We start from the raw sequence: 23,588 nt of genomic DNA on the forward strand, positions 1-23,588 counted from the left end.
CACACGATAAGTAAAACTATATGTCTTTATCCCCGCTCCCGCATACGTGCAGGCTGCAGTCTCATAAGCGGACGGAACACTTTCTGCAAAAGGCGCGGGTAACTGCTCAGCTCCGATTGCCGCAATACGCCAAACACCACCAGCAGGACAAGATATATAATGACCACGGCCACGCCTACAACCAGGCAAGTCAGCAGGAAGGCCAACCGTGCCGGCATGATATCGACCATTTGAATACCGGCCAGATTCAGGCCATATCCGATTCCTCCGGCGGCAATCACCGTCAATACGAAGCCCGTCCAGCGTTTGCCTAGGATGGAGAAGGATACAATCGCTTTAATCGATCTTATATTGAGTATCGTAATGACAAGGAAACAGAGCGCCGTGCTCCCTATGATCCCGTAGATCCCAAAGAACGGAGCAAGCAGGAAGCTGGCTGCTAGCTTGATCGCAACCCCGATCATCACATGAATCATCGAGAGTTTGGCCTTGCCGATTCCAAGAAGAATGGAATTTGTAGTCATCATCGTGATCTGGAAAATCGTACCGAACGTCAGAAATCCAATAATCCCGCTGCCGCCCAAGGAACTAAACAGCAAACCATTAATGGAATAGGATGCCACGCATAGCGCGATCACCATCGGCATGCCCGTCAATATGGCTATACGCATCGCCAGCGATACTTGCTGTTCCAAATGCTCCTGATCCTTCTTCGCAAAAGCCGCAGAGATGATCGGAATGAGCGAGGTGCTGAGAGCAATGGCTAGAATCGGCGGAATCCCCGCCACGCTTTGGGCCCGGTTTCCCAGCACCGCGAGGGCTGCTGTCGCCTGATCCAAACCAATCTGCCCGATCAACAGCGGCTTCACGATGGAGCTGTCAATGAAGTTAACAGCCGGAACCGCCAGGGAAGACAGCACAATCGGTATAGACAGCGTGAATATATCCCGGTATATCCCGCCAAGCGGAATAGAGCGGTCCGCCGCCGGCATCTTGAGCTCACGATCACTTCGGCGAAGTTTTACCGTAAAGTACAACATGACTGCAAATGCGCCGATACTGCCGAGTACGCCACCGAAGGAAGCTCCGGCCGCAATCCAGGTATCGTCGTATCCCATCCGCAGCAGCACATAGGCCAAGCCGATCGCTGTCACAACCCGTGCGATCTGCTCGATGATCTGCGATATGCCACCAGCCACCATGTTATTACGTCCCTGGAAGTATCCCCGCATCATCGCGATGGCCGGAAACAGCAGCAGCGCTGGAGCCAATGCCTGAATGGCCGCGGCTGCCTCCGGCTGCTTAGAAATATGGGTAGCATAAAAAGGAGCTCCGAAATAAAGCAGCAGCGTCATGATAACGCCTGCTGCGCAGGCAAAAATAAGTGCAGCATGATAGACACGCCGAGCCTCCGCAGGCTTATTTAAAGCATGACGTTCTGATACCATTTTGCTGAGTGTGCTGGGAATGCCTGCCGTTGCTACCGTTAACAGCATTAAATATACGTTATTGGCGATCGTAAATGAGGCATCCCCTATATCGTTCAGCATATGCTCCAGCGGCACCCGCTGGACAAGACCCAGCACGCGGGCTACCAGAGCAGCAGCGGCCAAGATGATCGTGCCTTTAATAAATGACTCTTTCTTTGACAAAACCGTACCCTTCTTTCTCCTCCAAAGCGCCTCTTACAGCGATTCCTAAGCGTCTATTAGAAAATCCAAATGAAGAAAATAATAATCATCGCAAGCTGTAAAATAATCTTCACCGCAATGCTGCTGAACAATCCTAAGACTGATCCGAAACCAACCTTCATGGATTTGCTTGGTCCCGAGCCTGCCAGCATTTCACCCAGAAATGCCCCGAGGAATGGTCCAATTATCAATCCAAAAGCGGGAATAACGAACGGTCCGATAATCAGTCCGATGGTGCTGCCCCATATCGAGGCTTTGGAACCACCAAGCTTCTTAACTCCCCAGGCGTTAACCGCATAATCGGCAATGAAGAGCACCACCAGAATGATGGTCTGGATTATCCAGAACCATGCATTGTAATGCTCGAACGTAAAGAACCAGCCGTAAACGAACAGCGCCAGGTAAATGGCGATAACCCCCGGCAGAATAGGGTATATCGCCCCGGCCATCCCAATGATAAACAGAGCGATGACGATAATCCAGCCCAATATGTCCATCAACATCTCACCCTTCGATCAAAATATGATCCCTGATGACTTCGACAATACCGTCCTCATTGTTGCTGGAAACCACAAGGTCCGCTTCATCCTTTACGGTCTGCTGGGCATTCCCCATGGCCACGCCGAGGCCGGCCTGTTGAATCACAGCCAGGTCGTTCAAGCTGTCTCCCACGGCTACGACTTCGGACATGCTAATGCCGAGCAGCTCACACACCTGTCCGATTCCGGTCGCTTTGTTAACGCCCTGCGGATTGATTTCCAGGTTATCCGGCGAGGAGTTCGTGATCTCCAGTCCGCCCATATCCTGCAGTCGCATCATGATATTGTGGCGTACCTCATGATCATTCGTGTTGTAACCGAATTTCAGCCATTCCTGATTCGCAACATCGTCGGTCCAGTTCTCAGAGTTATACAATCTTTCTACTGAATACGCCCAGAACCATGATCCGGTTTCAATCGCGAGTGCATGCATTTGTTCCACGAGTTTGCTGTCGAGCAGCGCGCGGCGATGCAATTCATATGGCGCACGCCATACTTCGCCGCCGTTCACCGTTACCATCGGCGTCGTCAGTTCAAGCTGCTTGGCATACGGATAGGCATCCTGAAACGGCCGACCTGTCGAGAGGCAGACGTGAATGCCGTGCCGTACCGCTTCCTTGATCCACTTCACCGTTTCCTCCGACACCTCATGATCGTCCTGCAGCAGCGTACCGTCCATATCCAGTGCCAACAACCGATATTTATTATTCATGGTATTAACCCCCTTACGAATTGCGAGCAAACATAACGACATTTTACCACAAAAGGAAGGGCGCCAAAACACTCCCCCGTATCGACGGCCCCTAACAGATCAAAACTGAGGAAAAGCCTAAGCCTTAAGCAAGTCTTCCCAGGCACTCGAACAAACACATGGCACTTGATATAAATGAGCAATGTATAAGAAAAAATATGATTTCCTTTATGCTACGATGTTTACTGAAGACAACCCCGAAAGGAGTCATGAATCATATGACCAAGCTCAATGAGAACCCCGTCGTAACGGCTGAGATGCTGATTCGAAGACCGGTTTCGGAAGTATTCGAGGCTTTTATCGACCCTGAGATTACAACCAAGTTCTGGTTTACCAAAAGCAGCGGCAAGCTTGAGGAAGGCCATCATATCCGCTGGGATTGGGAGATGTATGGAGTACATGATGACGTGTACGTTCAACATATTGAAGTGAATCGCCGCATCACGATCGAGTCTTCAGACCGGACCCAAACCGAATGGACATTCACGCCACGGGGCGATCATGAGACCTTCGTAACCATTACCCACTCCGGCTTTACAGGCAGTGATGATGAGAATGTACAGCAGGCTATTGATTCCATGGGCGGTTATACCATGGTGCTCTGCGGCCTCAAAGCGCTGCTGGAGTTTAACGTCGTCTTGAATCTGGTAGCGGACAAAGCCCCTGACGCCCATGTGTAATGGATAAAAAACGGCAGCCACCCCATCGAGGGCTCTTGGCTGCCGTTTTAGCAAATATCCTCTTATTGGTTACTGCCATCCCCATTCTCACCCTCGGTTTTTTTAGGGTGAGGCGTACCGTCCAGTCCGTAAATCTCGTCATACGCGTCGAAAATTTTACGAGCAACCGGCGCGGCACTCTGGGAACCGAAGCCTGCTTCCGGAATGACCACGGCGACGGCCAGCTTCGGATTTTGCCGTGGAGCAAAGGCAATAAACACCCCGTTTTCTACCCTGATCCGAGAACCGTTTTTATAAATATCCTGCTCGGATGTTCCTGTTTTCCGTGCAAAATCATATTTAAAATCTTCAAAAGCTCGAAGTCCCTGCGTATTCATCCCTGCAATGACTTCATTCCAGTACTGCTGCGGGAATTCCTCTTTATTTAATACTTCGCGTTTGAATTCCTTGATCACCTTGCCGTCCTGATCCACAATCTTGCTCGCAAGCTGCGGCCGGATGCGTTCTCCCCGATTGGCAAGCGTGCTGGCATACTGAGCCAATTGGAGCGTCGTATATTTACCGGATTGCCCGAAAGAAGCGTATGCCATGGCCGCCAGATAACTTCCCGCCTGCTCGATATTGGTATACTCGATGATTCCTTTATGCTCCTTCGGCAGACCGGATTCAGTAGATACCCCGAGCCCGAATTTCCTCATGTATTCATCCCATACATCAACGGATTTGGAGCCGTATTTGTTATACAGTCGTTCCCCGATCCAGTCAACCATAAAGGCATTGGAGGAGTGCTCAATCGCTTGTCTCGCATTCAGGGATCCGTAGGCTCTACCGCCCGAGTTCCGGACTCTCGTATTATCCTTACCGAAGAATGCTGCACCGCTATCATAATAATAATCGTTCGGCCCAAACAATTTTTCATTAAGTCCAATTAATACCGTCAAAGGCTTCATAGTGGAACCGAGCAGCACAACCGATTCCAGATTGTTGCCGGATCGACCGGAACTGTATGGAGAGATCGTCCCGTTGCCGTAATACTTCATGACGGTTTCCCAATTAGTATCATCGGTCCCATTCTCCCACACATTCGGGTCATAATCCGGCATACTGGCCATGGCAACAATGTTTCCGGTGTCCACTTCCATCGCTACGGCATAACCGGTTTGCGCATTCGGATGCGTTTTACCGGAAACCGTATTGGTATGAAGCCACTTCAGCTGATCCATGATCGCCTGCTGCGTAACCTTCTGAATATCCTTGTGGATCGTCGTATGAATATTGTAGCCCTTCTCCGGGGCGATCATGGTTGGCACCCCGTCCGCCATGTTCTGCGGATTAATCGGAATCCCGATATATCCGTTCTTGCCACGCAGCTCATCCTGGAACATCATTTCAAGTCCGTCTACACCAACCTTCTCCTGCTCCGTGTAGATGAGTCCCGGATCTTTTTGTTTCTTGTTCTGCTCATCGATCTGTTTATATTTATCCAGTGTCTTATTTCCGCGGAATTCTTTCAAATAACCAATCGTTTGAACGGCGATTTTGTCCGGGTTGTATTGACGCTGGCTCTCTTCGACAACCTCGACTCCAGGATATTCATTCTTATGCTCCATAAAGTAAGCCACTTCTTTAGTCGAGAGATCTGCCTTAATGCGTCTCGGCTCATAACCCGGCTGCTTGTTGAATTCCAGGTCCATCGCTTTGAGCACATCATCCACCGTCAACTTTTCGGCTTTTGGATCACCATGTTGTTCGAAAACCTTGACCATTTCCTCGGCCAGCTTTTCGATCTCCGGACGGTTCTTCTTCCCTCGTTCGGATGAACTGTAATCCTTTAACAGCGTTAAATACAGTGCTTGGGAGGGTGTCGAGTAGGCAAGCGGCGTTCCGGAAGCATCAACGATGCTGCCCCGGATCGGTTGAAGCGGGAAATTTTTAACCTGCCCACCGGTTTCGAGTTCTTTTAGCTCAGGTCCTTCAACAAACTGCAGTATAGCAAGACGTATAATAACGACACAGAATATGATAAAAGTGCTGAAAAAAAATAGATTAACCCGCAAGTTAAACTGACTGCCGGCATCTCGTTCTTCTTGTTTGCGCTTATCCGGCCTAAACCCTTTCACGTATGCTTCTCCCCTTTATCCACAATCACATAAACCCATATTAACATAAACGCCCCCCCACTTCATCTGGAAGGCCCCTCCTGACGGGCAAGGGCGAACTTCCCTTGCTCAAAGTCCGCCCTTCTCCGTATCAACACATCTATCAAAACACCTGCTCTTTAATATGCGTCTCATTGAAGCGCGGCGGGTTAAACCAGTTTCCGCTCTGTGCCCAGGTCGGGTCCAGCGGTATCCATCGCTTCTCTTCACTCAAGTAGACCTCATTCCAGGCATGGGGACCATAACCACCCTGACCATTATATCCTCTGCCGGTTACGACCCGGACTTTCATATCCTGAGACCGGGCCATCATGGCGTACAGCCGGGCATAATCAATGCATACGCCTAATCTGGTATCGTACGTATCCTGTGGTGTCTGCTCTTTCCATATCCGCTGCTCTTCATACAAGGTCACTTTATCGTGATCGTACGTAATCCGGCTGCCAACCCAATCATAGAGTTTTCGGGCTTTCTCTTCATCGGTTGACGCACCCTTCACGACATGGGCTGCCGACTGCTCAATGCCCTCGGGAATCTTATGGTCGATGACCTCATACTTCCGCTGAATGATCCCATTCAGTTCTTCCTGAACCGATTGGGTAAAGACCGGCAGCTTCTCGCGGACGAGAGAACCCGACAAAGGCTCTATTACAGCCCTCGCTCCCTGCTGATAAACCGGTGAAGCCTCAACGTACCGGCTAAAGCCGTGATCGGGATTCAGACTGACGTAGATGAATAAGATCGCAATCACAATAATGCTCCGCGCTGCACCCATGATGACGCCAATTCCCGCACCTGTTAGGCGGCTCAGCAGCGATGCCGATGTATCCTTTCTCGTTCCGAAGAGTCCCAGCCTCCCTCCCATGATCAGGGAAACGAGCAGACGCAGCATAAATACGATAAGGGCGTAACTTAACATAAAGAGCACCGCAAACCGCAGCAGCGGGAAATCCGCCAGCGATTTGACGGCTGTATAATAAATCTGTTCCCAGAAGCGCAGCTCTCGATTCGGTAAAGTGGAGACCGTACCCAGCCAATCGCCTGCCTTAGGTGATAACCATAATGTAAAAGGAACGGAGATCGCTAGCCCGACCAGGCGCAGCACCGCATCCCCCAGAAAAAAAACAAGCTTCCCGGCTGACCGGGAGGCTCCGCGTCTCCATCCCTGCAATAATGAAAAAGCCACAATCAGCAGCAGCAAGATGGTGATTCCGTTCCCATCAAGCACACTATCCTTCCATGCCGACATCAACGGTATCCCCTCCTCTCCCATGATGTCTTGTCAACCGATGTAATCGAGCTGCAGCACGACAACGCTGCGCTCTCGTGCATTCGGATCCGATTGCGTTTCTTTTATTTAGAGGCCGTATTGCTCTTGGCATCGTCGATAAAACTCTGAATCGTATCGTTGATATCCCACTTGCCTACCGAAACTCCTCGGAAAGTGACTTCAACCTCTTCGGAACCGGCACTTCCTTTCAGCTCCAGATTGGGAGCTTTAATGGAGTAGGTACCGTCCCCATTCGAAGTATATTTTGCTTCCTTCGCTTCTTTCATCATCATGTTCAGCGCTTCTTTTTTTATCGTGTCCACCGTTTCTTCCTTCACCGTGGTTACAACCTCGCCGATTTTATCCAATGAAATTCCGCTATACACCAACAATCCCACGATGATGAGTACAGCTAGCGCCCACTTAATGACGGTTCTCACCACATTCAGCACAATAAACAAGATAATTAAGGCGATGGCAATGACCAGCCAGTTTTGTTTAAGAAATTCGATCCAGACCTGAGTATCCAATTCAATTCACTCCCGTTCATCGTTTCAAAAGCGGCGGTTCATGGCCGTCTTATTAATTATACATGATACCCCGCAAAGCTGTCAGCCAACCTGGTCTTTTCACAAAAAGGTATAAGCTTGCCCTTTCGAACGTACAAGTAGTAGTACCATATCAACTTTTGCCGGATAGGAGGGTGCCATATTGAAAACCGCTTTATGGCTCTATATGTTTTTGTTTCTGGCGTTTTTTGATTTGCATGCTCAGTATCCAGTACTGACGCCCTTTGCCATCTCCCTTGGCGCAGCCCCTACGTTTATCGGCTGGATGATGGGCATTTATGCTTTAACCCATCTGCCTGGCAATCTGCTTGCAGGCAATCTGATCGATCGGCACGGCAGCAGACGCTACATTATTTTCAGCTTAACTGCCGCTGGTGTTATCCTGCTGCTCCAGGCTCATGTCCAACTGCCCTGGCAGCTGCTCGTGCTCCGCTCGATCAGCGGCTTCGTCTTGGCCTTTTTGTCACCTGCCTGTCTGGCGCTGCTTGCGTCTCTCTCCCGGGATCCTGTTACGCAAGGCAAATATATGTCCGGTCATGGCGTGATACACACCCTTGCCTCTGTCTTGTCCCCGGCCGCCGGCGCTTTCATTGTAGCCAAAGCAGGATTTTCCGGTACATTCCAGAGTCTGGGCTGGCTTTTGATCTTCACCGGCTTGATGGCGTTTCTCAGTCTCCCGAAACCTCTGTCAGCCACCGCTAAAGATAAAGGGCAGGCTGTTCCGGTCAACAGCGGAACACCGGCGCGGCTTCCTTTTAGCTTGCGCTTATATCTGATTCCCTTTGCTATCGCATGCTCTCAAGGAATCCTGTTCTTTGAAATACCGCTGCGGGAAAGCGGGCTGGCAAGCATTATGTCCACCGGGCTTCTATTCTCCGTCATTAGTCTTGGAGCTTTGGTCACATTAAGCATGCTGTTTCTCAATCGTTATGCGCCCTATATCAGGGTAACCATCGGCGTATTGGGTTTGGCTATATGCTTCTATGCCCTGGCTGCAGCGGACCATGTACCGATTACGATCATCCTGTTTGCACTCGGGCTTGCTAAAGGGTTGCTGTTTCCGGCATTATCCTCACTGTTTATTGAGCTAAGCGGCGGAGGCAGGCTCGGGAAAGTGTTCTCATTGCAATCCATTGCCATGTCGCTGGGCTCCTTTGTAGGCCCTATTGCGGCAGGACAGCTCCGGACGGTGGTGTCTCCTTATTTTATCGCGTTTTTGATGCTGATGACCGTGCTGCTGCTGCTCCCCAAACGCAATCGTGAAGCACCTTTAACAGCCGTCTCACCAGAAACCCCAATCTCACCCGTCTAAGATAGCTGTACCGGGCTAAAGCCAGCGCCCAAAAGGATGCAAATGGGCCAATGCACAATCCATATGGGTAAAACCACATAAGATACAGTGTGGCAAATGACCACGTACATCTAACCAAGGGGTGAAGTTATCATGAGTCATGTTCATCATAAACATTGCCATGGGGGCTATGGAAATTCAGTCGGAATGATTCTTGTATTGTATATTCTGCTCGTCATTATCTTGAGCTGTTTCTAGAAAACACGGGTTAACTTTGTTACGGCCATCCAAATGGATGGCCGTTTATTTTGCCCGCTTTGCATGATCGGTAAAAAACAAGTTACACTATACATACACCATTCGACGCAACCATCATTCGACGGCAGATTATCATTTCCCGGGGAATGCTGCCAAAGATCTCCGTATCATGACAGAGGTGAAAAAAATGCCGATATTCCTCATTGTAGAGGGCAAGAACGACCGGAGCCGACTACGCCGATTGCTGACATCGGATATTACCATCCTGTGCACATTTGGAACGCTAAACACCGCCAAGCTGGAAAGCCTTCATAAACAGGTGAAGGATCAAGAGGTGTATCTTTTTATGGATAACGACAGCTCCGGCAAGAAAATTCGCGGTGCCCTGCGCGACATCTTCCCTGATGCCGAACAGATCTATACGCGCCGGGGATACGCCGGTGTTGAAGGAACCCCTGACGAATATCTGATTGCCCAGTTAGAGAAGGCCGGGCTGGAAGAGTTCATCATTTACCCGCCTCCTGCTATAAACAACGCAGATCAGAAATCGTTATTTTAAATAAAAAAGGCGTCCTCCATCTTTAACGATAGAGCGCGCCTTTTGGTTTTACCTATAGGTTTATTCCTTAATTAAGGTCTTAATATCCTTCACAATATCCTCGGTCTTCACTTGGGCCGGGTCCGCTGCATTATAGGTCTTCCGAATATTGTTATTCCGGTCAACCAATGCAATGGAATTGCCATGCGTGAAATTCGTCGAGTTATTGCCGAGCAGCGGGATTTTGAAAGAGTCCTGCATCAGCTTCCGTGTTTCCTCCTGATCTCCACGAAGGAAGTACCAGCCGTTATAATCCGCATAGAAACGGTCCCCGAACTCCTTAATTTTCTCTTTTGTATCGGTTTCCGGGTCAAAGGAGATGGACACGAAGTTAACTTCTTTACCGAAGATGCCCTCTTTCTTCAAGTCTTCCTGTATTTGCGAAAGAACCAGTGTCGTAATCGGGCATACATCCGGACAGCTGGTGAAATAGAAGTACATGAGCTTCACCTTGCCCTTGGTATCGTCCGATGTGATCGTCTTTCCATCCACATTTTCCATGGAGTAAGCGGCTACCTCACGAACGATTGGAAACTTTTCTTTTCCGAATCCTAATGAGTTGAATACCAGGTAAATAGCTGCTATTACGCAGACAGCGAGTAATACCCAAGTCCATTTGTAACGTTTGAATGCATTCATGACCTTCCCCGTTCTCCCTTCGTCTCAGGCAATCCCTGTTCTTGCCAGGTTTAGTGCAGCGTTAAAGCCCTTCCACCTATTAAAAAGTGGTATTGAGTATGAGAACGATCAGGCTCAAGGTCAAGTAATTGATGGAGATAATAAATACTTTTTTGGACCAAGCTTCATCGTCCTTAGCACGGAAACCTTGGAGCGCGGCGTAGAGCCACCAAACAGCCAGAAGGAGTCCGATAACCAGAAAGAATATACCGGCGTATCCATACGTGTACATCAGGATGGGGATCGGTATAAGCAGTACCAGATAAGGGATCATCTGATACTTCGTGCGTTTAATTCCTTTAACTACCGGCAATAACGGAAAACCCGCTGCACGATATTCTTCAACCCGGCGAATGCCCAGTGCCCAGAAATGAGGCGGCTGCCAGAGAAACAGAAGAGCGAACAGCAAAACCGCAGCCATATCTACGGTTCCTGTCACGGCAACATAGCCGATCACAGGAGGCATCGCTCCGGAAATAGCGCCTACCGATGTGCTCCATGTTGATGAACGCTTTAACCATAATGTGTATACCACAACGTATACGAACATTCCGATCGCTCCGAATATACCTGCCAATACCCCTGAGAACAGGAATAACATGGCTAGTCCAACGACCCCAAGAATGATGGCATACCAAAGAACAACCTTTGGTGTCAGCCGTCCGGTTGGAAGTGAGCGGTTCCGTGTACGCTCCATCTTCATGTCAAGCTCTCTGTCGAAATAGTTATTGAAAACACAGGACGAAGCCATAACGAGCACGGTTCCGAGAAGTGTCATAATCATCAATCCGAATTGGATATCCCAACGCGATGCTAGCCAAAATCCGGCAAAAGCCGCTATCAAATTTGACCGGATGATTCCGGGCTTCGTTACCGTGATAAAATCTTTCCAAGTCCCCGCCTTATCGGGAGGTGCAGGCGCTGCCGAGGCAAGTGCTGCGGATTCTGAAGGAGCTTGGTATCTCAAGTGATTATCCACGTGTAAACGTTCCTCCTTGTATCTGTCGTTATGGAGGAAGTACTGCCTCCGCTATAAAGTTTATCATATCATTAGTAAAAAGTGTTTAGCAATCCTTCGGAATTCGTTCCATCTATATGACAATTCAGTGACATTTGGATGCGATATATTCTTGACGTTATGCCGTTGTTTAAGGCACAATTTGTCTATGTAGCAAAGATGGGTGTCGATCCCTTAATATGAATACAAAGCCCGGAGCGCAATGATAGCGCTCCGGGCTTCCATACTCACGTTATGAGAAAAAGATTACAGCGTGCGGCCAGACCCCTGAAGAGCCTGTTCTGCTTGCTGTACCAAACGTTTTGTAATGTATCCACCCAGGGATCCTGTTTCACGGGAAGTATAGTTACCATAGTAACCGTCCTGAGGAATCGTTACGCCTAGTTCTTGAGCAGCCTCGAGTTTCAAACGTTGTAATGCTGCAGTTGCTTGAGGTACAACCAAATTGTTGCTGCGGCGTGCCATATTAAATATCTCCCTTCACTGAATGTCTGTTATTCCAGTGCAAGCTTGCAAACTTATTATGGCTCCTTCTTGCAACGTTATACGTATTTTTTCAATTTTTATCTTTGGAGGTTTTTTTCATATGAGTAAAGGCTTATCCCTATGGTTTGCGGTCTCTTCGATCGTCCTGCTGACCGCATCGGCCATATCCATCAGTTACAACGGATTTCTGGCCGTCGGTCTGGCTCTGCTCTCCATTCTCAACATAGGCTGGGGATTCATTATCAAATCCAAACGCAAGCCTTCTTAGGAAGAACCCTGCTTATTTACGAGCCAGAAAGCCCATCTTGTCCTTGACGCCATCCAGTATTTGAGTTGCAGTCCTCTGTGCCTGCTCTGCTCCCTTGGCCAGAATGTCATGGATTTCACCGGTTTGGCGAATTTCGTAGTATCTGTTTTGGAGTGGCTCCAGAGCGGCTACTACAACTTCGCCAAGCTCCTTCTTGAATGCCCCGTACATCTTCCCTTCAAAACGCGCCTGTACTTCCTGCAAGGACACACCAGCACACTCCGAATAGATGCTCATCAGATTGCTAACTTCTGGTTTAGCGGACGGGTCATAGACCACTTCGGCCCCGGAATCAGTTGTAGCTCTACTGATTTTCTTGCGGATTTGGTCCGGCGTATCCAGCATAGCAATATAACTGCCCTCAACCGGATTACTTTTGCTCATCTTTTTAGAAGCATCATCCAGCGACATAATTCGTGCTCCTACTTCCGGAATGAACGGTTCCGGCATATTGAAATAGGAACCGAACCGATGATTGAACCGTGCAGCTAAATCGCGCGTGATTTCCAAATGCTGCTTTTGGTCATCTCCTACCGGTACCAGATTGGCATTATATAGCAATATATCTGCAGCCATAAGCGCTGGATAGACAAACAAACCGGCTCCTACGGAATCTTTGCCTTCCGATTTGTCCTTAAATTGTGTCATCCGTTCCAATTCGCCCATATTCACCATCGTTGTCATGATCCATCCCAGTTCGGCATGCTGAGGAACATGGGATTGCAGAAAAATATTAGCACGATTCGGGTCGATTCCGGCTGCTACGTACAGTGCCGCAACCGATTCGGAGCGATCTCGGAGCGAGCTTGGCTCCTGCGGTACCGTAATGGCGTGCAGATCGACGACCATAAAGTAACAATCATGCTCGTCTTGAAGCTTAACAAAATTTTTAATGGCTCCAATGTAGTTGCCCAGTGTCAAATTACCGCTCGGCTGAATTCCCGATAATACTGTTTTCATGACTAACCCTCCATTTATTTAAACATTCTTTAATCCAAAGTCTGCCCCGCTCAAGGGAACATATATGAACGCAAAAAGGCCTCACATCCGCAAGGGACGTGAGACCGTGGTGCCACCCTTATTCGCTGCAGTAACTCTAATACTTAAGCTGCAGCCTTCCATTCTTGTAACGGAGAATACCCGGCCGGCATATTAAGGAATAACAAAATAATCCCTGTTCAGCCTGGCACTCAAAGGTCCATTCAGCAAAGCGGATCCACCGGTTCACATCAACCACCGGCTTTCTGAAGGATGGGCCGCACCTGCTTACTTGTCCTTGTCATCGTGTTTCAATCATTTTGGATCACTATTACATGCAATGATAAAACTCTTGCTCTGCCTTGTCAATTCCATTTTGGAATCAAGCCGTCCAATGTTTTGAAGCATTTCTTTTACCCTTTCCGCAAAAATCTGTTATGATGTGGTTAATCGTCAAGACCATGATTTCTGTTAGTAAAGGAGCATCGATATGAATCAAGTGACCAAAGGCCAGTGGAATGGTTACGACACCTATATTTTAAACAGCGGCCGTCTTGAAGTGACTCTCCTTCCTCGTCTAGGTAACAATGTCATTGGAATCAAAGACCTTAAAAACTCACGCGAAATCCTTCGAAAACCAGATGAAAGTGAGCTTGCATTCTATCTTCAGAAGCCCTACCACTTCGGCATCCCGATGCTCATTCCGCCAGGCCGGATTTCCAAAGGCCAGTTTGAGTATGGCGGAACATCGTATCAATTTGATCAAAATACAGCGAACGACAATCATATCCACGGTCTCCACCGATCACAGGCTTGGTGTGTCAGCGACATAGAGGAAGATGATGATGGGTGCGCCGTTTCGACAGAGTTCATATCATCGGATGATCCGAAATGGATTGCCCAATTCCCAGTACCGCTGAAACTGGAAATGACCTTCCGTCTTCAGGGTACCCGCTTATCGCAGAGTCTTCGTGCAACGAATCTGGGTTCCAGCCCTGTGCCGTTCGGTATGGGTTACCATACGTGGTTCCTGCTTGATGGTGAGCCGCATCGCTGGACGCTGGATCTGCCTGTAGAGGGAATCTATACCTTGAATAATGAACTGATTCCAACCGGAGATCTTTCACCGCTTGGCCATCTGGAACAATTGAATTCCGGACTCAACCTGAAGGAAGCCGACCTCGATACGATATTGAAAATCCCGGAGGGCAAACCAGCCGAAGCCATGCTTCAACGGGATGATGGTTATCAAATTCATTATTCGGCAGACCGCGCCTTTTTCAAGCACTGGGTGCTCTATACAAAAGGCGATGCAGAGGAATTCCTCTGCATCGAGCCGTATACCTGGCTTCCGAACGCGCCCAATTTGAATCTGCCGAACGAAGAAACCGGCCTGATTCATCTGGAACCGGGACAGACCGTGAACCTGAATACCCAGATCAGCGTCCAAAAAACGTCACCGGAGGCAGAGCAAGGGTAGTTAAGCCATTTCATGTGAGCCATAAGATCTTTATATACTTAATGTTTCAACAAGAGCAGCCCTTTGAAATCAAAGGGCTGCTCTTGTTTGTCTAAGATAACGGCCATTCCAGCGATACGGATAATTTTACCATCAAATGATCTGCCACAAGCACGAATGAGATTCCTAGGATTCAGTCATAATATCCATATACAACATCAAAGGAGGTGACATGACATGGCTCAAGGTCGTTCTTCTAACAATCTTGTCGTACCTCAAGCAACTGCAGCTCTTCAACAATTGAAAGTAGAAGCAGCTCAAGAACTGGGTGTAACGCTTCCTCAAGACGGTTACATGGGTAACTATACTTCCCGTGAAACCGGTTCTTTGGGAGGTTACATCACCAAACGTCTGGTACAATTGGCTGAGCAGCAATTATCGGGTCGTTCGAACCAGTAATTCGCATCTCTTCCCTCCAGCCGTAATTAGAAAGAGGCGATCTTCTCCCCAAAGATCGCCTCTTTCGTTATATATTCTATATGATAAATGATTTCAGGATTCCGAAGCAGCTTCGGCATATGTATTACGAGGGTACCGAATCATCAAGTTGGCCATGTTATAGTTGGATTCAAGTATAGCATCTACAACGACAATGCCTTGTCGTACCATAAATTCATAACTGATTTCGCCGTGTGTCCAGTGGCGTTTATGTTTCAGACTTTCAAGCGCCATCGTACGAAAAGAGAGTTGTTGAGCTTCACTTAGCCCCTCCTCAAGTGGAGCTATGACCCCGTTACGCCCAGCCAATGGATTATGCCGTATGCCAAATTTACCAATTACATTGTTTCGTATTTGTACAAATACTGTCCCTGAACTTAGACCTCCCAACTCTTCTTCCAGCTCTTTAAAAACGATGTCCAATTGTCTAGCCAGTGATAATTGATCTAGTTTTACCATCTCTTCTCCCTCCTTTATTAGTAAATTATCCCTATTACTAGGGCTTATGACTCATTATAGGGTAAAGGAATCAATGTATCAACAATATTCAACACATTTGGGTATTTATTACTAAAATTGCACAAATAATTTAGTTTTCAGCTCCTTTATTGTGTCAACTTTCATTCTTTTACGACAAAAAAAGAAGCCCAAGCGGGCTTCTTCATAGGTTGGAATTTGCATATACTGGGGAGGCAAAATCCTCTAGCAAATTCTTTTATCTGTTATTCCGATGAAAATCAACAAATCACGCCATATGTTCCGTCATTTGCAAGAATTGTCTAATATCAGATACGCAAGAGTCGGCTGCACTTTGCCAGAATTCGCGCTGGGTCAGATCCACGTTCAGATGTTTCCTTGCCAGATTCTCCACGGACATCACGCCGGTGTCACGAAGTAGGGCATCATATTTATCTGCAAAGGTCGGACCTTCTTCCAATGCCCGAACATAAAGGCCGGTACTGAACATATAACCGAAGGTATATGGGAAATTGTAGAACGGCGTCCCTGTGATATAGAAATGAAGCTTGGATGCCCAGAAATGCGGATGGTATGATGTCAGAGCATCACAGTAGGCTTCCTTCTGCGCCTCCACCATCAATTCCGAAATTTCCTCGCTGCTGAGCAGACCGCTCTTCCGTTTGTCATAGAAGCGGGTTTCGAACAAGAAACGGGCATGAATATTCATAAAGAAAGCTACGCTGTTCTGAATTTTCTCTTCCAGCAGTGCCAGCTTTTCTTCTTCGCTGCCGGCACCCTTCACCATGGCATCAAAAACAATCATTTCAGCAAAAGTAGATGCCGTCTCGGCAACATTCATCGCATACTTTTGGTTAAGCACCGGAATTCCGCCCATCAGATGCTGATGGTAGGCATGGCCCAGTTCATGCGCCAGGGTCGAAACGTTCGAGGCTGTTCCGCCAAACGTCATGAAGATTCGGGTCTGGCCGCTAGCCGGGAAGGAAGTGCAGAAACCACCCGGTCGCTTGCCGGCGCGATCTTCGACCTCAATCCAGCTCTTATCAAACGCCATTTGCGAGAAATCCGCCAATCTCGGGCTAAACTTACGGAACTGCTTCACAATGTTAACAGCGGCATCGTCATATGAGATTTTGGTTGCGGAAGTACGCAGCGGGGCATCTACATCAGTCCAAGACAAGCCTTCCAGACCAAGCAGCTTCGCTTTACGGTTTAGGTACTCCACAAGCACCGACTTGGTGTCCTGGATAACAGCCCACATGGTATCAAGCGTCTCACGGCTCATACGGCCAATCGCTAGCGGCTCCTTCAAGATATCATCCCAGCCGCGATTTTCGTACAGCTTCAGGCGGTAGCCGGATAAATGGTTAAGGGTATCCGCACAGTAATCAGCGGAGTCTCCCCATGCCTGCTCCCACTTTTCGAACATGGATTGGCGTACTTCCCGGCGAGGATCATGCATTTTATTGAATGCCTGTCCTGCGGACAACATGACCGTCTTACCGTCTTCCTCATACGGAATCTGGATTTTCTTAACGATGGTATCGTAGAACTCTCCCCATCCATGATAACCGTCTACGCCAAGCGATAGAGCTAAGCTCTCTAACTCAGGGCTCATCTTATCCTTTGCGAGATTACGGCTTTCGTTCAATACGAAATCGAGCTCGGACACCTTATCCGTACCGGTCCATGCGGTCCAGACCTCATCGTTCATTCCGCGAAGCACGTTATCGAATTGGTTCTTAACCGATTGCAGGGTCGCGGACAACGACGTTACCCGTCCGGATAATTGAACGGCCTTCTTGTCATTCACATTTTGCGCGGTCAGGCAACCCACGAATGCAGAGACTTCACGGATACGGGCATAGGCGCTCTGGAACTGCTCAAGGAAGCGTTCAAGGCTGGAGGCGCCCTCCATGGTTTCCGGAACGGTCAATGCTTTAACGGCTTGCTGAAGATTATGTACATCCTGCTCAAGAGACTCAAGAAAGCTGACGAGCTGCGGTGAGGAAGAACCTCCGGGAAATATCGATTCCAAATCCCAAGTTTGTTGAAGTGCCATCGAACATTCATCACCTTTCAAAATAAAATATGAATTCAAGCGGATTACCATTTGTGTGGACTTAGGGAAAAGTGTATAACTATATATAACTCAATTTATGTTATCCCTGCTACAACCAATTTACTGCTGAAGGAGCCAAAAGCCATGAGACCTTTGCAAATATCACCGGAGACGGCCGTTACACTATCCAAGCAGCTGGGCGTTCCGCTGGAACAGCTGATGCATATGCCTCAGCATATATTAATGCAGAAAATTGCCGAGCTTGCCAAGAATGAGGAAGCGAAAGCAGCGAAACAAGATGATGAGTCCCCATCATCGGAGAACTCATGATTCCTTTTTCCAATACTTGGCCTTATGATGTCGTTGGAAACGATGTGTATGTACACAGCTGCCCATTCTGCGGAACCGACAATGTATTGCTGCCGATGAAACCCAAGGAACTAATAAGCGTAAGGGAAGGGAAAAAGAAGCTGCTGATCTTCCCCTGCTGCCACAACAAAGTAACCGTGCTGGACAGCGACATCGACTACTTGCTCACGGATCAGCGATTACGCTGACTTCACCGTAGAGCATGAGTTCAGCCTATTCGTGTTTATCCAAATAGCCTGCTGACCCACCCTTCAGCGGGCTATTTGCATTAGGACATTAGGACTCTGCCTGAAGTGCCGTGTTCTTCTGCTCCCGAATCTGCTCGGATATCAGCTTCCACTGCTCTCTGGATGCGCGTATCATCGCGGCATCCATAATCTTGTCATCCTGGACCACTCTGGAGAACCATTGAACCGCCTCCTGAAACTGTCCCAGCCTTCTGTGGATCTCCCCGATCAGATACAGCAGCCTTGCATCATTCGCCCCTACCCCTTCCAGCTCAAACACTCGGACATAGGATTCCAGGCTATAACTCAAGAACCGCTTCTCTTGATCCTCGTTGCCCTGATAACGGTACAGCCAAGCGATATGATGCAGCAGGCTGGCCACAATACGATCCCGCTCCCCGATCACTTGCGCACAGAGGAGAGCCAGCTTGTACGACTCGAGAGCATCCTCCAGATTGCGCGAGCCGCTCATATCCCTCTTCTCCCAGCGGCATCCGACTTGCTTATAAAAGAGCGCCTTCTGCCGTTCGTTCAATTTCAGGGTCGAGTTTTCCGTGGAGGCAAAACCGCATTCAGGACAGATCCGCACCACGTAAAAATCGGGATTTTCCGATTTATAGTAAGCGCAAAAATCCGTATCTGTACGGTATGCCTTTTTAAAGCTGGGTCTCACCCTGGACGTTACATATTCATGCTCACAGTGCGCACAAATCACCTTGATGGAATACAAGGGTTCCAATTTCACGCCATTCGCCATCCCTTCATTCGTGTCTAATTCCTGTTAGATGTAGGTATATGGCACTAAGGAGTATTCACGAAATGGTGGGCGGGGCCGGACAGTCGCTGCAGCACAAAATCACGTAATTCATCCTCCACGCCAATTTCGATTAGGGCTCCTCCCATGCAGCCAAGCCATTCTTCGGCATGGCGATCCGTAATCGGGAATTTCATGTGCCTGGCCCGCATCATCGGATGTCCGAATGCTTCCGAGAACAAGGCTGGCCCTCCAAAAAACTGGCTCAAGAACATATATTGCTTCTCCATCACCGGCATAATGTCTTCCGGAAACAATGGCGAGAGCAGCTCATTTTGCTGCACTCTCGGATAAAAAGCTTCGACGAGCGAACGTACACCCTCGGCACCCCCGAGGTTATCATAGATGCTTAAGTTCGGATCCATATCCGCTAATTCTCCCATCTGTTTTTATGATTCGCTTTCGATTGGATGTACCTATCCATTATACCAAAAAACAACAAAAAAAGGCGCTAAGCAATGGTTAGCACCTTTTAGAACTTATTAATAACTGCGCCAGTCCTCTTCACTCTGGACGAGAGAAGCACGTATGACATAAACGAAGGCGCATACTAGGATACCTGCGACTATGCTCATGATCATCACTCCATCCAAACATAATACGAAAGATGTGCTTTGATGTTTTTTATTATAGCACAATATCCCCGAAAATAAAGCATTAATGTAACCGCTTTCTCGTGTTTTTTTATACTGTTTGTCCTATATCCTGCATAGATTTTTAACAACGGACCTATATTTCTATCATTCACATCGATGCCAGGGGGCGTATTCCTTATTATGACCATGAAAAAAATGGGCTGGCTCTTGCTTGTGACGGCACTGCTCAGCGTAATTGTCCTAATGGCTTTATTTCCCGAAGCGGCGCTTCAATCTGCACTCCGTGGCCTTTCGATATGGTGGGACGTGCTGTTCCCTTCCCTATTCCCGTTCTTTGTTATTTCAGAGGTGCTGCTGGGGTTTGGTGTAGTCCACCTGATTGGCACGCTCCTAGACCCTATGATGAGACCTTTGTTCCGTATTCCGGGGGCAGGCGGATTCGTTGCAGCGATGGGATATGTTTCAGGATACCCGGTCGGTGCCAAATTAACCGCCAAACTATGGGAACAAAAAATGGTAAACCGGGAGGAAGGTGAGCGGCTGGTTGCCTTCACCACCTCTTCTGACCCTATATTTCTAATTGGAGCGGTCTCTATCGGCTTCTTTCATGACCACAAGATTGGTTTGATCCTTGCCTTGTCCCATTATGGCGGAGGTTTCCTGGTGGGTTTGATCATGAGATTTCATGGCAGGCATGAATCCAAAACAGCAACCGATTCACTCCGCCTGTCCCAGGCTAAAACGAGCAGACTCAAGTCCGCCCTTCATGCCATGCATGCGGCGCGTGAGCAGGATGGCCGGGACCTCGGCACCTTGGTAAGACAAGCGATACAGTCATCGCTTCAACTCATTATCGTTGTCGGCGGGCTCGTTGTTTTCTTCTCCGTATTTCTTGAACTCTGGACCCGGGCCGGCGCCATGCCAGCGCTAACAGAAGTCATCAGTTTGCTGTTATCTCTGGTTGGGATGCCTGAATCCTTATCCACTGCCATCGTAGGCGGATTGTTTGAGGTTACACTCGGTGCTCGATATGCCGGCGAAGCGGGGGCGGCAATTCCATTGCCATACAAAGCGGCTGCGGCTGCCTTTATATTGTCATGGGGCGGCTTGTCCGTTCATGCCCAGATCATCAGCATCCTGAACTCTACCAACCTTAGATATTTCCCTTTTGTCATTGCCAGATTGATACATGGTGTGATTGCCGCGACCGCTGTATTATTGCTGTGGAGAAGTGTCATGGGATCTTCGATACCGACCATGGCCTTGCCGGCTGTTTCGGATTCTGCCCTAAACGGGTATACCCATATTATGACGGTTTTCTGCATCCTGCTCGGTTTCCTGATTGCGGTTGCGTTGTTTATTCAGATCATTCGAGGACTGCAGCAGAAAATCCGCAAATTCCCAAGGTGAACATTGTGTTCTTCTCCAAGATTGATTATCATCTTTATATAACCTTACAAAGGAGCTTATCAACTTGAGATATTATGTTCTGGACCGCGGTGACCCATTGTCTGTCGAGCTGACCCAGCAATTTCACAAGCTGGCGGAACAGCGGGGGTTTGTGCTGGATGCAGAATCTCCGGAGATTGTGGTCTCAATCGGCGGAGACGGTACGATGCTGCATGCTTTCCATACTTTTATTGACCGTATTCCTGACCTCGCTTTTGTCGGTGTCCACACGGGCCACTTGGGATTCTATGCTGATTGGAAGGCCGATGAACTGACAGAGCTAATTGATCATATGAGCGGAGAAGGCGAATACGGCAACGTGAAGCCGCGCCTCGTCAAGTACCCCCTGGTTCAACTGGAAATTCATAAGAAATCAGGAACGTCCTCTTACATTGCCTTAAACGAATTTACGCTTAAAGGCGTTGACGGTACCGTTGTCGCGCAGATTGACATCAACGACGTAACCTTTGAGATGTTCAGGGGAGACGGAATCTGCGTGTCCACGCCGTCCGGCAGCACAGCCTATAACAAAAGTGTCGGCGGAGCGATGGTTCATCCTTCCATCGATGCTCTGCAGATCGCGGAAATCGCCTCGATTAACAATCGGATTTTCCGTACGCTGGGCTCACCGCTGCTTCTGCCTAAGCATCATCATTGTGATATATTCTCGCGTAAAGAACAGCGTTTGCTGCTTACTATCGATCATGTGAATATCTCGATTGACGACCTCGTATCCGTACGCTGTCAAGTGGCGGAACAGCAGGTCAGTTTTGCACGCTATCGGCCGTTCCCGTTCTGGAATCGTGTCCGTGATGCATTTCTTGGCTAAAAAAAGAAGAACGGCCACCTGGCTTACTGGTGACCGTTCTTTTTTATTGCGGCTGTTCAGCCGGAGGATTAGGCTCCTTGGAAGGCTTTGCTTCCTTCTCTTTGGACTCCTTAGCATCCTTAGGATCACGTGGCTCGCGTCTGGAATCCTTCGCTTCGCGCCGCTCGCGTTGGTCCTTGGGCTCCTTGCCCGGATTAGGCTCCTCCTGCAAGGCTTCCTTACTTCCCTTCGCTTCCCCCTCACCCTTGGTTTCCTTGGGGGATAATTCACGAATCTCCACAGGCTCTTTGGAACTGGATTGCTCTTTGCCATCCTTCTGCTCCTTGGTTTTCTGAAGCACGAAGTGAGCACAACCAAAATTGCAGTATTCGTTAATGTAATCGGACATGCTGGAGAAGGTAGAATCCTTGGCAGCCTTAGGATGATTATCCCGATAGAAACCTTTAAGCCGAAGCTGATTGTAACCCCAGTCTCCCACGATGTAGTCATAACGGTCCAGCACCTCACTGTACCGCTCCCGGAAAGCTTCCAGATTCCAGCCGTTTCGATGGTCCTTTAACACTTCATAACTCTTGTTTCCGATAACGATCATTGAAAGCTTCCCCTGCCTTTCCAAAGGTTAAGACTGTACGGCCTCTTCCTTGTTGCGTTCCGCAGATTTCACTTGCTCGTGTGCATGATAGGAGCTGCGCACCAGAGGACCGGACTCCACGTGGCTGAATCCGCGCTTCATTCCCTCTTCCTTCAAGATCGCAAACTCTTCCGGCGTATAGTATTTTTCCACATTCAGATGCTTCGGCGAAGGCTGCAAATATTGGCCGATTGTCATGATATCGCAACCCACGGAACGCAGGTCGTCCATTGCTTCCAAAATCTCATCCCATTGTTCGCCGACACCCAGCATAATGCTGGATTTGGTTGGAATATCAGGCTGCATGGCCTTGGCATTCTGCAGCAATTGCAATGAACGGGTGTACTTGGCTTTGGCGCGAACCCGATCCGACATTCGCTCCACCGTCTCAATGTTATGGTTCAGGATGTCCGGTTTCACATCCATGACGATCTTAAGTGCTTCTTCGCTTCCCATAAAATCCGGAATCAGCACTTCCACCGAGCAAAGCGGCAGACGTCTGCGAATGGCTTTAACCGTTTCAGCGAATATGTAGGCTCCGCCATCTTTCAGATCATCCCGTGCCACGCTTGTTACAACGCAATGACGCAGGTTCATCTGTTCCGCCGCTTCCGCTACGCGTTCCGGCTCCTGAAGATCCAGTTCCGTTGGAAGTCCCGTATTGACAGCGCAGAATCGGCAGGCGCGAGTACAAATATCACCCAGAATCATAAAGGTTGCGGTACGATTAGCCCAACATTCATAAATATTCGGACAGCGAGCCTCTTCACACACCGTGTGTAGTGTCTTGGATCGCATCATGCTTTTGATTTCTTTATAATTATCGCCAGTAGTCAGCTTGATTCGAATCCAGTCAGGTTTTGGCTGTTTGGTTTTAGACAAAGAAAAAACCTTCTTTCGAATT

26 protein-coding genes and 1 other annotated feature are annotated in these 23,588 nt (G+C 48.6%); of the genes, 10 read left to right on the forward strand and 16 right to left on the reverse strand.

Annotation, left to right across the window (positions count from 1 at the left end):
• Positions 1 to 26: 26 nt before the first annotated feature.
• Genes ABEW73_RS26985 through ABEW73_RS26995 form a run of 3 tightly spaced genes read right to left on the reverse strand, consistent with a single transcriptional unit; the run spans position 27 to position 2,942 of the window.
• Entirely contained in the window at positions 27 to 1,652 is a 1,626-nt protein-coding gene (locus ABEW73_RS26985) for a putative polysaccharide biosynthesis protein (RefSeq protein ID WP_430163635.1), read from the reverse strand.
• A gap of 56 nt (positions 1,653 to 1,708) precedes the next feature.
• Positions 1,709 to 2,188: a DUF456 domain-containing protein gene (locus ABEW73_RS26990; RefSeq protein ID WP_430163638.1), complete on the reverse strand. Its 480-nt coding sequence runs from the start codon at positions 2,186 to 2,188 to the stop codon at positions 1,709 to 1,711.
• A 7-nt stretch (positions 2,189 to 2,195) separates the two neighbouring features.
• On the reverse strand, positions 2,196 to 2,942 hold the full coding sequence (locus ABEW73_RS26995; protein ID WP_430163640.1) for a Cof-type HAD-IIB family hydrolase: 747 nt from the start codon (positions 2,940 to 2,942) through the stop codon (positions 2,196 to 2,198).
• Positions 2,943 to 3,199: 257 nt separating this feature from the next.
• Here ABEW73_RS26995 and ABEW73_RS27000 point away from each other — a divergent pair, with 257 nt between their 5' ends.
• Positions 3,200 to 3,661 carry an SRPBCC family protein gene (locus tag ABEW73_RS27000; protein WP_430163642.1) on the forward strand — a complete coding sequence of 154 codons (462 nt, stop codon included), beginning with the start codon at positions 3,200 to 3,202 and terminating at the stop codon, positions 3,659 to 3,661.
• A gap of 62 nt (positions 3,662 to 3,723) precedes the next feature.
• Here the strand turns inward: ABEW73_RS27000 and ABEW73_RS27005 are convergent, their stop codons facing one another.
• The 3 genes from ABEW73_RS27005 to ABEW73_RS27015 form a co-directional block, all read right to left on the reverse strand.
• The gene (locus tag ABEW73_RS27005) at positions 3,724 to 5,781 is read right to left on the reverse strand and encodes a peptidoglycan D,D-transpeptidase FtsI family protein (protein WP_430163645.1); all 2,058 of its coding nucleotides are present in this window, start codon (positions 5,779 to 5,781) and stop codon (positions 3,724 to 3,726) included.
• A gap of 142 nt (positions 5,782 to 5,923) precedes the next feature.
• A complete protein-coding gene (locus tag ABEW73_RS27010) occupies positions 5,924 to 7,072 on the reverse strand; it encodes a transglutaminase domain-containing protein (RefSeq protein ID WP_430163648.1) in 1,149 nt (382 codons plus the stop codon).
• Positions 7,073 to 7,173: 101 nt separating this feature from the next.
• Positions 7,174 to 7,620 (reverse strand): hypothetical protein, encoded by a 447-nt coding sequence (locus ABEW73_RS27015; protein ID WP_430163651.1) that lies wholly within the window; start codon positions 7,618 to 7,620, stop codon positions 7,174 to 7,176.
• 181 nt (positions 7,621 to 7,801) lie between these two features.
• Between ABEW73_RS27015 and ABEW73_RS27020 the strand changes: the two genes are divergently transcribed.
• Both ABEW73_RS27020 and ABEW73_RS27025 read left to right on the forward strand, forming a co-directional pair.
• Positions 7,802 to 8,971 carry an MFS transporter gene (locus ABEW73_RS27020; RefSeq protein WP_430163654.1) on the forward strand — a complete coding sequence of 390 codons (1,170 nt, stop codon included), beginning with the start codon at positions 7,802 to 7,804 and terminating at the stop codon, positions 8,969 to 8,971.
• A gap of 424 nt (positions 8,972 to 9,395) precedes the next feature.
• On the forward strand, positions 9,396 to 9,767 hold the full coding sequence (locus tag ABEW73_RS27025; protein ID WP_339268005.1) for a toprim domain-containing protein: 372 nt from the start codon (positions 9,396 to 9,398) through the stop codon (positions 9,765 to 9,767).
• Positions 9,768 to 9,827: 60 nt separating this feature from the next.
• Here ABEW73_RS27025 and ABEW73_RS27030 read toward each other — a convergent pair whose 3' ends face one another.
• The 3 genes from ABEW73_RS27030 to ABEW73_RS27040 form a co-directional block, all read right to left on the reverse strand.
• The gene (locus ABEW73_RS27030) at positions 9,828 to 10,445 is read right to left on the reverse strand and encodes an SCO family protein (protein WP_430163656.1); all 618 of its coding nucleotides are present in this window, start codon (positions 10,443 to 10,445) and stop codon (positions 9,828 to 9,830) included.
• Positions 10,446 to 10,524: 79 nt separating this feature from the next.
• A complete protein-coding gene (cyoE, locus tag ABEW73_RS27035; protein WP_430163658.1) occupies positions 10,525 to 11,463 on the reverse strand; it encodes a heme o synthase in 939 nt (312 codons plus the stop codon).
• 285 nt (positions 11,464 to 11,748) lie between these two features.
• Positions 11,749 to 11,967 carry a small, acid-soluble spore protein, alpha/beta type gene (locus tag ABEW73_RS27040; RefSeq protein ID WP_430163660.1) on the reverse strand — a complete coding sequence of 73 codons (219 nt, stop codon included), beginning with the start codon at positions 11,965 to 11,967 and terminating at the stop codon, positions 11,749 to 11,751.
• 121 nt (positions 11,968 to 12,088) lie between these two features.
• Between ABEW73_RS27040 and ABEW73_RS27045 the strand changes: the two genes are divergently transcribed.
• Positions 12,089 to 12,256, forward strand: coding sequence for a hypothetical protein (locus ABEW73_RS27045; protein WP_009592873.1), 168 nt, complete (start codon positions 12,089 to 12,091; stop codon positions 12,254 to 12,256).
• 12 nt (positions 12,257 to 12,268) lie between these two features.
• Here the strand turns inward: ABEW73_RS27045 and trpS are convergent, their stop codons facing one another.
• Positions 12,269 to 13,255, reverse strand: coding sequence for a tryptophan--tRNA ligase (gene trpS, locus ABEW73_RS27050; protein ID WP_430163663.1), 987 nt, complete (start codon positions 13,253 to 13,255; stop codon positions 12,269 to 12,271).
• Positions 13,256 to 13,344: 89 nt separating this feature from the next.
• Positions 13,345 to 13,587 (reverse strand) — a binding site (T-box leader).
• A 176-nt stretch (positions 13,588 to 13,763) separates the two neighbouring features.
• Here trpS and ABEW73_RS27055 point away from each other — a divergent pair.
• Positions 13,764 to 14,753 (forward strand): aldose 1-epimerase, encoded by a 990-nt coding sequence (locus tag ABEW73_RS27055; RefSeq protein ID WP_430163665.1) that lies wholly within the window; start codon positions 13,764 to 13,766, stop codon positions 14,751 to 14,753.
• A gap of 216 nt (positions 14,754 to 14,969) precedes the next feature.
• Positions 14,970 to 15,191, forward strand: coding sequence for an alpha/beta-type small acid-soluble spore protein (locus ABEW73_RS27060; RefSeq protein WP_076324864.1), 222 nt, complete (start codon positions 14,970 to 14,972; stop codon positions 15,189 to 15,191).
• A 93-nt stretch (positions 15,192 to 15,284) separates the two neighbouring features.
• On the opposite strand, the gene ABEW73_RS27065 is transcribed toward ABEW73_RS27060, so the two are convergent.
• The gene (locus ABEW73_RS27065) at positions 15,285 to 15,689 is read right to left on the reverse strand and encodes an O-methyltransferase (protein ID WP_076324865.1); all 405 of its coding nucleotides are present in this window, start codon (positions 15,687 to 15,689) and stop codon (positions 15,285 to 15,287) included.
• A gap of 286 nt (positions 15,690 to 15,975) precedes the next feature.
• Positions 15,976 to 17,769 (reverse strand): M3 family oligoendopeptidase, encoded by a 1,794-nt coding sequence (locus ABEW73_RS27070; protein ID WP_430163668.1) that lies wholly within the window; start codon positions 17,767 to 17,769, stop codon positions 15,976 to 15,978.
• 144 nt (positions 17,770 to 17,913) lie between these two features.
• Between ABEW73_RS27070 and ABEW73_RS27075 the strand changes: the two genes are divergently transcribed.
• Both ABEW73_RS27075 and ABEW73_RS27080 read left to right on the forward strand, forming a co-directional pair.
• Positions 17,914 to 18,099: a YycC family protein gene (locus ABEW73_RS27075; RefSeq protein ID WP_076324867.1), complete on the forward strand. Its 186-nt coding sequence runs from the start codon at positions 17,914 to 17,916 to the stop codon at positions 18,097 to 18,099.
• Entirely contained in the window at positions 18,096 to 18,326 is a 231-nt protein-coding gene (locus ABEW73_RS27080; protein WP_071222370.1) for a hypothetical protein, read from the forward strand. Before ABEW73_RS27075 ends, ABEW73_RS27080 begins: the two co-directional genes overlap by 4 nt.
• Before the next feature lie 88 nt (positions 18,327 to 18,414).
• On the opposite strand, the gene ABEW73_RS27085 is transcribed toward ABEW73_RS27080, so the two are convergent.
• Together ABEW73_RS27085 and ABEW73_RS27090 are read right to left on the reverse strand one after the other, a co-directional pair.
• Positions 18,415 to 19,110 carry a DUF2225 domain-containing protein gene (locus ABEW73_RS27085; RefSeq protein ID WP_430163671.1) on the reverse strand — a complete coding sequence of 232 codons (696 nt, stop codon included), beginning with the start codon at positions 19,108 to 19,110 and terminating at the stop codon, positions 18,415 to 18,417.
• 56 nt (positions 19,111 to 19,166) lie between these two features.
• A complete protein-coding gene (locus tag ABEW73_RS27090) occupies positions 19,167 to 19,544 on the reverse strand; it encodes a globin (protein ID WP_430163674.1) in 378 nt (125 codons plus the stop codon).
• A 411-nt stretch (positions 19,545 to 19,955) separates the two neighbouring features.
• On the opposite strand from ABEW73_RS27090, the gene ylbJ reads away from it, so the two are divergent.
• A complete protein-coding gene (ylbJ, locus tag ABEW73_RS27095; RefSeq protein WP_430163677.1) occupies positions 19,956 to 21,185 on the forward strand; it encodes a sporulation integral membrane protein YlbJ in 1,230 nt (409 codons plus the stop codon).
• 64 nt (positions 21,186 to 21,249) lie between these two features.
• A complete protein-coding gene (locus ABEW73_RS27100) occupies positions 21,250 to 22,053 on the forward strand; it encodes an NAD kinase (RefSeq protein WP_430163680.1) in 804 nt (267 codons plus the stop codon).
• Between the two features lie 43 nt (positions 22,054 to 22,096).
• On the opposite strand, the gene ABEW73_RS27105 is transcribed toward ABEW73_RS27100, so the two are convergent.
• A complete protein-coding gene (locus ABEW73_RS27105; RefSeq protein ID WP_430163683.1) occupies positions 22,097 to 22,645 on the reverse strand; it encodes a YutD-like domain-containing protein in 549 nt (182 codons plus the stop codon).
• 27 nt (positions 22,646 to 22,672) lie between these two features.
• Positions 22,673 to 23,566, reverse strand: coding sequence for a lipoyl synthase (gene lipA, locus ABEW73_RS27110; RefSeq protein ID WP_430163686.1), 894 nt, complete (start codon positions 23,564 to 23,566; stop codon positions 22,673 to 22,675).
• Between the last annotated feature and the right edge of the window lie 22 nt (positions 23,567 to 23,588).

It is taken from the genome of Paenibacillus lautus (genome assembly GCF_050482385.1).
In the GTDB taxonomy this organism is placed as follows: Bacteria; Bacillota; Bacilli; order Paenibacillales; family Paenibacillaceae; genus Paenibacillus_AQ; species Paenibacillus_AQ lautus_B.